The sequence below is a fragment of the Streptomyces sp. NPDC054863 genome, from assembly GCF_053610825.1.
Map to the genome: position 1 here is coordinate 1 of NZ_JBSGZD010000376.1, position 6,806 is coordinate 6,806.

General features: G+C 70.6%; 6 protein-coding genes and 1 riboswitch. Of the genes, 1 reads left to right on the top strand and 5 read right to left on the bottom strand.

Features of this window, described 5'->3' with window-relative positions:
* Positions 1-58: 58 nt before the first annotated feature.
* Positions 59-1,081 carry a M23 family metallopeptidase gene (locus ACWGIG_RS35570; protein WP_453325839.1) on the bottom strand — a complete coding sequence of 341 codons (1,023 nt, stop codon included), beginning with the start codon at positions 1,079-1,081 and terminating at the stop codon, positions 59-61.
* Between the two features lie 4 nt (positions 1,082-1,085).
* Positions 1,086-1,278: riboswitch (cyclic di-AMP (ydaO/yuaA leader) on the bottom strand.
* 326 nt (positions 1,279-1,604) lie between these two features.
* Between ACWGIG_RS35570 and ACWGIG_RS35575 the strand changes: the two genes are divergently transcribed.
* Positions 1,605-2,405 carry a tyrosine-protein phosphatase gene (locus tag ACWGIG_RS35575; RefSeq protein WP_453325840.1) on the top strand — a complete coding sequence of 267 codons (801 nt, stop codon included), beginning with the start codon at positions 1,605-1,607 and terminating at the stop codon, positions 2,403-2,405.
* Positions 2,406-2,441: 36 nt separating this feature from the next.
* On the opposite strand, the gene ACWGIG_RS35580 is transcribed toward ACWGIG_RS35575, so the two are convergent.
* The 4 genes from ACWGIG_RS35580 to dxs all read right to left on the bottom strand — a co-directional run bounded on the left by ACWGIG_RS35580 (position 2,442) and on the right by dxs (position 6,727).
* Positions 2,442-2,699: a DUF6126 family protein gene (locus tag ACWGIG_RS35580; RefSeq protein WP_453325841.1), complete on the bottom strand. Its 258-nt coding sequence runs from the start codon at positions 2,697-2,699 to the stop codon at positions 2,442-2,444.
* Position 2,700: 1 nt separating this feature from the next.
* A complete protein-coding gene (locus ACWGIG_RS35585; RefSeq protein ID WP_453325842.1) occupies positions 2,701-3,321 on the bottom strand; it encodes a helix-turn-helix domain-containing protein in 621 nt (206 codons plus the stop codon).
* Between the two features lie 71 nt (positions 3,322-3,392).
* Positions 3,393-4,823 carry an aspartate aminotransferase family protein gene (locus tag ACWGIG_RS35590; protein WP_453325843.1) on the bottom strand — a complete coding sequence of 477 codons (1,431 nt, stop codon included), beginning with the start codon at positions 4,821-4,823 and terminating at the stop codon, positions 3,393-3,395.
* A complete protein-coding gene (gene dxs, locus ACWGIG_RS35595) occupies positions 4,820-6,727 on the bottom strand; it encodes a 1-deoxy-D-xylulose-5-phosphate synthase (protein WP_453325844.1) in 1,908 nt (635 codons plus the stop codon). Before dxs ends, ACWGIG_RS35590 begins: the two co-directional genes overlap by 4 nt.
* Positions 6,728-6,806 lie beyond the last annotated feature (79 nt).

The following is a 6,806-nucleotide window of genomic DNA, read 5'->3' on the forward strand; positions in this document are numbered from 1 at the left end:
GTGCGGGGGCGAGGGGAGCCGTACGGCACAAGGGCCCGGGCCCTCCGTCGGCGTGGGGTCAGAGCGAGACGCCGTTGCCGCGCAGGTAGCCCAGCGGGTCGATGTCCGAGCCGTAGCCGGGTCCTGTGCGGATCTCGAAGTGCAGGTGCGGGCCGGTGGAGTTGCCGGTGGAGCCGGAGTAACCGATCTGCTGGCCGCCGGAAACGCTCTGGCCGGAGCGGACGTTGAGCGCGGACAGGTGGGCGTACTGCGAGTAGCGGCCGTCGTGGTGCTTGATGACGATCTCGTTGCCGTACGCACCGCCCCAGCCCGCGGAGACGACGGTGCCCGCACCGACGGCCTTGACCGGGGTGCCGGAGGAGGCACGGAAGTCGACACCGGTGTGGTAGCCGCTGGACCAGCTGCCGCCGGAGGCGCGGTACGGGGTGGAGACGCCGGAGGGCACGGGCGCGGAGAATCCGGAACCGGAGCTCTGCTGCCGCTCGGCCCGCTTCTGGGTGCGCTGCTCCGCACGCTTCTCCGTGCGCTGCTCCGCACGCTTCTCCGTGCGCTGCTCGACGCGCTGCTCCGTACGTTCGGTGCGCTGCTCGGTCCGCTCCGTGCGCTCGGCCTGCTTCGGCGGGGCGGGTGCCGAGGCCCGCGCCTCACCGGCGGCGGCCGAGCCCGCGGGCGCCTTGCCGCCGAGGGTGAGCTTCATGCCGGGGAAGATCATCCCGGGGTCCTCGCCGACGACCGACTTGTTGTCCGTGTACAGCTTCTCCCAGCCGCCGCGCACGCTTTCGTCCGCGGCGATCTTCGACAGGTTGTCGCCGGTCACCACGGAGTACGTACGGGTGTCGGTCTTCTTGGAGTCGGCCTGCGGCGCGGCGGCCGGGCGCTCCGCCGTCCGCTGCTGGGGCACCTGCTTCAGCGGCGCCTTCGCCGGCAGCGCGACGGGGGCCGCGGCCTTGTCGGCGGCGTGCGCCCCGGTGGCCCCGATCAGCGGGAGCGCGAGTGCCGCACCCCCCGTACCGGCGGCGACGAAGCCGCGGGTGAGCGACGAACTGGACTTGGGGCGGCGGTGCTTGCCCTTTGCAGACATGACGGATTCCTCTCCGGCGCCTGCGAGGTGAGCTGTCGGGTTCGGGCTGGAGATGCCCGGCCGCACTCCCTGGAGAGCACGACTTCACCCCGAGCCGTACCGGAGGGTGGAGCGCTTCCGGTGCCGGCGTACTACCTGGGTCCCCCGCTCCTGCCACACGAAGAAGTCTGGGTGCGGATTCCGGGCGGTGGCAGGATTCGGCGGTCCACCCGGATTGACGGTGAACCTAGGCGAGTGCAGACCTCTCGAACAAGCCGTTCCCTTCTTCTCCTTCCCCTCGACACTCCTTCTCCACGCCTTTCCCGGTGCCCCGCTCCCGTCACTTCCGCCATCTCCCGCCCCTGACCTGCCCTTTGACGCCCCGCCACCTCCGCTCACTCCCGTCCTATGATTCTGCTCACTCGGCCCCGCACCAGGGCCAGTTAGATGCCCGAGGCACCTACTTTGGGCGGTCATGTCGTATCGTCGGTCCGTGCCCCGCCGGTGCGCTTCGCGTCGGCGGACGACCGCGTGAGGAGCACTCGTGACGCAGCAGATATCGCCGTCGGCCGAGCCCGACCTGGCAGGTGTACGGAACTTCCGGGACGTGGGCGGTCTGCCGACGGTGGAGGGCCGGTCGGTACGGTACGGACGGCTCTTCCGCAGCGGTCACCTGGCGCATGCCACCGAAGCCGACACGGTGTTCTTCGACTCGCTCGGTCTGCACACGATCTTCGACTTCCGCAATGCCGCGGACCAGAAGCTGGAGGGCCCGGACGTCCCGCTCACCGGCGTGCGGAACGTGAACATCCCGCTCAGCGACCCGGCGGACGGCACCGAGTTCTGGCGGATGGTGCGCGACGGCAACATCGACCAGTTGCGCGAGATCCTCGACGACGGCAAGGCCGCCGCGCGTATGACCAGCTCCTACCGGCGGATGATCCTGGAGCGGACGGCCGAGCACAGCCGGGTACTGCACGCACTCGCCGAGGACAGCGTGCCCGCGCTGATGCACTGTGCGGCGGGCAAGGACCGGGCGGGCCTGGCGATCGCGGTGACGCTCCTGGCGGTGGGCGTCGAGCGCGAGGCGATCGTTGCGGACTACGTGAAGTCGAACGACCCGCACCGCCGTTACAAGGTGCGCCGCGGCAGCGACTCCCCCGAGGCGACGAACGCCGAGGTGATGGGCCTGCTCGCGCCCCTCTTCGACGCCCGGGCCGCCTACCTGGAGGAGGCCTTCACCGCCATCGCGGACAACTGGGGCGATACCGAGACATATCTGACGCAGGGCCTGGGACTCGCGCCGGGCACGCGCGAGGCACTGCGCGAGCGGCTCACCGAGTAGCCCCCGCGCACCGCCGCGCACCAGGGAATCAGGGGATCAGCCTTCGCCGCCCAGCGTGAACAGCAGGTAGATGAAGGCCGCGAAGACGTGGCCCACGGCGACGTACAGGAAGACGCGCAGCACCAGTCCGCGCGGCGCCCTGTCCTCGACGAAGCCGAGCACGCCGGACTTCCCCGCGCCGTCGTTCCAGTCGGCCTTCTTGTTGCTGTCCGCCTTCTCGTCGCGGGCCGCCTCCTGGGCGGCCCTGGCGATCGCGGCCATCGCAGCAGTCTGTGCCTCGGTGAGCTCCGGCATCTCATGACTCCTGGGGCAGGCAGAGCCCGGCGACGGTGCTCTGCATCAGTGTGTGGACGAAAAGCAGCTCGGCCCCGGCCGGCGTCACCGAGGTGATCCGGTGCGGGGTGAGCGAGTCGAAGTGGGCACTGTCACCCTCGTCCAGGAGATGGACGCTCTCCCCGAGGACCAGCCGCAGCCGCCCTTCGAGCACGTACAGCCACTCCTCCCCCGGGTGTACGCGGACGAGATCGCCCTGTGCCGCGTGCGGCACGTGCACCCGCAGGGCCTGCATGGCCCGCCCCGGGCCGCCCGCCTGCCGGTACGTCCAGCCGTCGGCCTCGCGCGCGGTCATGTCCCCGGCGCGCAGTACGGCGTCGCGCCCACCGGTGCTCTCACCGAGCAGTTCGGAGACGGTCGTACCGTAGATGCGGGCGAGCGAGAGCAGCATCGGCAGCGAGGGCTGGCGCCGTCCGGTCTCCAGACGGGAGAGGTGCGCGGGCGAGAGCGTGGCGCGGCGGGCCGCGGCCTCCAGGGTGAGGCCGCTGCGGCGGCGGAGCTCGCGCAGGTGGGGGGCGACCTCAGGCAGGTCCCCCGGGCCCTCGCCCGAGCCTTCGACCGCTTCTTCGAGGCGTGGCGTCATGGATCCATTGAGCCAGAGGGATTGCCCCTGAGGCAAACTTCTTGCCTCAGGGGCAAAAATCCCGCTTCGGTCTACCTGTTCGCGACCGCCTGCTTCACCAGTGTCCTGCCGAAGTCCCACATCAGGCCACCGCCGCCGTGTGCGTCGTCCATCACGGCGGTGAACGCCTCGACGAAACGGTCCACCTCCTTCTCCCCCACCGTCAGCGGCGGGATCAGCTTGATCACTTCGAGGTGGTCGCCGGAGACCTGCGTCAGGATCCGGTGCTTCTGGAGCAGCGGCACGACGACCATCTGCGCGAAGAGCCCCTTGCGCGCGGCCTGCAGCATGGTCCAGCGGCTGCGCAGCTTGAGCGACTGCGGCCGGCCGAACTCGATGCCGATCATGAGTCCGCGCCCGCGCACGTCGTGCAGCAGCTCGTACCGGTCGATCAGCGCGGCCAGCCGTGACTTCAGCAGCTCACCGGTCCGCCGCGCGTTCGCGACGATCTCCTCGTCCTCCAGCACGGTCAGCACCGCGAGCCCGGCGGCCATCGCCTGCGCGTTGGACCCGAAGCTGGCCGAGTGGACGAGCACCCGGTCCATCGACGAGTACACCTTCTTGAAGATCCAGTCCTTGCCGAGGGTCGCGCCGACCGGCACGTACCCGCCGGACAGGGCCTTGGCGACGCACAGCAGGTCCGGCTCGACGCCGTCCTCGTGCTGGTAGGCGTAGAAGTCGCCGGTCCGCCCGAGGCCGGTCTGCACCTCGTCGGCGATCAGCAGCGCCTTGTGCCGGTGCAGCAGCTCCTGGGCGGCGCGCAGGAAGCCGGGCGGCGTCTCGTGCACCCCCTTCCCCTGGATCGGCTCCACGACGAAGCCCGCGACGTCGCCGCGCTTCAACTCCCTTTCCAGCGCCGCCAGATCGCCCATGGCGATCGCCGTGTCGGGCAGCAGAGGGGCGAAGCCGTCCCGGAATCCGCTCTCCCCGTTGACCGAGAGCGAGCCGGTGGTCAGCCCGTGGAAGGCGTGCGCGCAGTACAGGATCCGGGGTTTCCCGGTCGCGTAGCGGGCGAACTTCAGCGCGGTCTCGACCGCTTCGGTCCCGCTGTTGCCGAAGAACACCCGGTCCAGGTGCGGACTGTGCGCGAGGAGCTTCTCCGCGAGCAGCCCCGGCAGCGGCTGACAGTCGAAGCGGGTCAGGTCCGCGAGCGACGCGTCGAGCACGTCGTGCAGGGCCTTGCGCACGACGGGGTGGTGGCGGCCCAGGCCCATCACCCCGAAGCCGGCCAGCATGTCGAGGTAGTCGTTGCCCTCGGCGTCCCAGAAGTACGCGCCCTCGGCCCGCTCGTAGACCCGGTCGAAGCCGATCGTGTGCAGCATGCGCGGCAGTTGGTGGTTGAGGTAGCGCGTGTGCAGCTCGTACCGTTCCCCGCCGCGGTCGGCGAGCAGTCCCGCCAGGTCGAAGCCCTTGCGGCCGGAGCCTTCGGCGGGGCCGAGGTCCTTGGGCGCGTCCACTGTCATTGCTGTCCGTTCTCCTTCTCCACCGGCAGGTCGGATGCGTACGGAGCCAGGGCCGCGCCGATGCGCCCCGCGATCTCGACGGGCGTGAGCCCGATGTCGGCCAGCACCTCACCGCGCTTGGCGTGCGCGAGGAACTGCTCCGGAATGCCGAACGTCCGCAGTGGTACGTCGACGGACGCGTCCTGCAGCGCCTGGCCGATCGCCGAACCGACGCCTGCGGCACGGGAGTTGTCCTCCACGACCGCCACCAGCGAGTGCAGGGCGGCCAGCGGTGCGAGTGCCGGGTCGACCGGCTTCACCCAGCGTGGGTCGACGACGGTGCACCGCAGTCCCCGCTCCCCCAGCAGCTCCGCGGTCTGCAGGCACACTCCCGCGAACGCCCCGACCGAGACCAGCAGCACCTCGGGGTCCTCGTCCCGGTGCAGTACGTCGAGGCCGCCGACCCGGTCCACCGCCGGGTACTCGGGTCCCACGGACTCCTTGGGGAAGCGCACCACGGTCGGTGCGTCGTCGACCGCGACCGCCTCCCGCAACTGCGCCCGCAACTGCACCGCGTCGCGCGGTGCGGCGATCCGCAGCCCAGGCACCACCTGGAGGATCGACATGTCCCACATGCCGTTGTGCGAGGGCCCGTCGGCGCCGGTCACGCCGGCCCGGTCGAGTACGAACGTCACACCGCACTTGTGGAGGGCGACGTCCAGCAGAACCTGGTCGAAGGCGCGGTTGAGGAATGTCGCGTACACCGCGAACACCGGATGCAGGCCGCCGGTCGCAAGCCCCGCCGCCGACACCGCGCCGTGCTGCTCGGCGATGCCCACGTCCCACACCCGGTCGGGGTACGCCTCGGCGAATTTGGTCAGCCCCACCGGGTGCAGCATCGCCGCCGTCAGCGCCACCACGTCGGGCCGCTCCGCGCCGACCTTCAGCATCTCGTCGCCGAACACCGAGGTCCACGAAGGCCCGTTGGACGGCGACAGCGGCTCGCAGGTCAGCGGGTCCATCGCCCCCACCGCGTGGAACCGGTCGGCCTCGTCCTGCTCGGCGAAGGCGTAGCCGCGGCCCTTCTGGGTGAGGCAGTGCACCAGTACGGGACCGTGGAAGCGCTTGGCCCGCCGCAGCGCGGACTCCACGGCCGGCACGTCGTGCCCGTCGATCGGCCCGACGTACTTCAGCCCCAGGTCCTCGAACATGCCCTGTGGTGCGAAGGCGTCCTTGAACCCCTTCTTGGCGCCGTGCAGCGATTCGTACAGCGGCCGGCCGACGACGGGGGTGCGCTGGAGCAGTTCCTTCCCCCACGACAGGAACCGCTCGTACCCGTCCGTCGTCCGCAGCGTCGCCAGATGGTTCGCGAGTCCGCCGATGGTCGGTGCGTACGACCGTTCGTTGTCGTTGACGACGATGATCAGCGGCCGGTCCTTGGCGGCGGCGATGTTGTTGAGCGCCTCCCAGGCCATGCCGCCGGTCAGTGCCCCGTCGCCGATGACCGCCACGACGTGGTCGGGCCGCCCCAGCACCTGGTTGGCCTTGGCCAGCCCGTCCGCCCAGCCGAGGACGGTCGACGCGTGGGAGTTCTCGATGACGTCGTGCACGGACTCCTCGCGGGACGGGTAGCCGGAAAGACCGCCCTTGCCGCGCAGCTTCGAGAAGTCCTGACGGCCCGTCAGAAGCTTGTGCACGTACGACTGGTGGCCGGTGTCCAGGAGGATCCGGTCGACCGGCGAATCGAAGACGCGGTGCAGCGCGATCGTCAGCTCCACGACGCCGAGATTGGGGCCGAGATGCCCCCCGGTCCTGGCCACCGCGTGAATCAGGAACTGCCGGATCTCCCCGGCCAGTTCGACGAGTTCTTCTTCGTCCAGCGCCTTCAGGTCCCGCGGACCCCGGATACCTTCCAAGATCGCCACGTTCGGCCCCCTCTCGGATTGCTGTACAGCTCAGCCGACCGCCACCGGCCCGACCCGGACGCGCCGCGAGGTGCGGCAC

Coding starts and splice junctions, on each gene's coding strand:
- ACWGIG_RS35570 (WP_453325839.1), bottom strand. CDS start 1,081: ATGTCTGCAAAGGGCAAGCACCGCCGCCCCAAGTCCAGTTCGTCGCTC.
- ACWGIG_RS35580 (WP_453325841.1), bottom strand. CDS start 2,699: ATGCCGGAGCTCACCGAGGCACAGACTGCTGCGATGGCCGCGATCGCC.
- ACWGIG_RS35585 (WP_453325842.1), bottom strand. CDS start 3,321: ATGACGCCACGCCTCGAAGAAGCGGTCGAAGGCTCGGGCGAGGGCCCG.
- ACWGIG_RS35590 (WP_453325843.1), bottom strand. CDS start 4,823: ATGACAGTGGACGCGCCCAAGGACCTCGGCCCCGCCGAAGGCTCCGGC.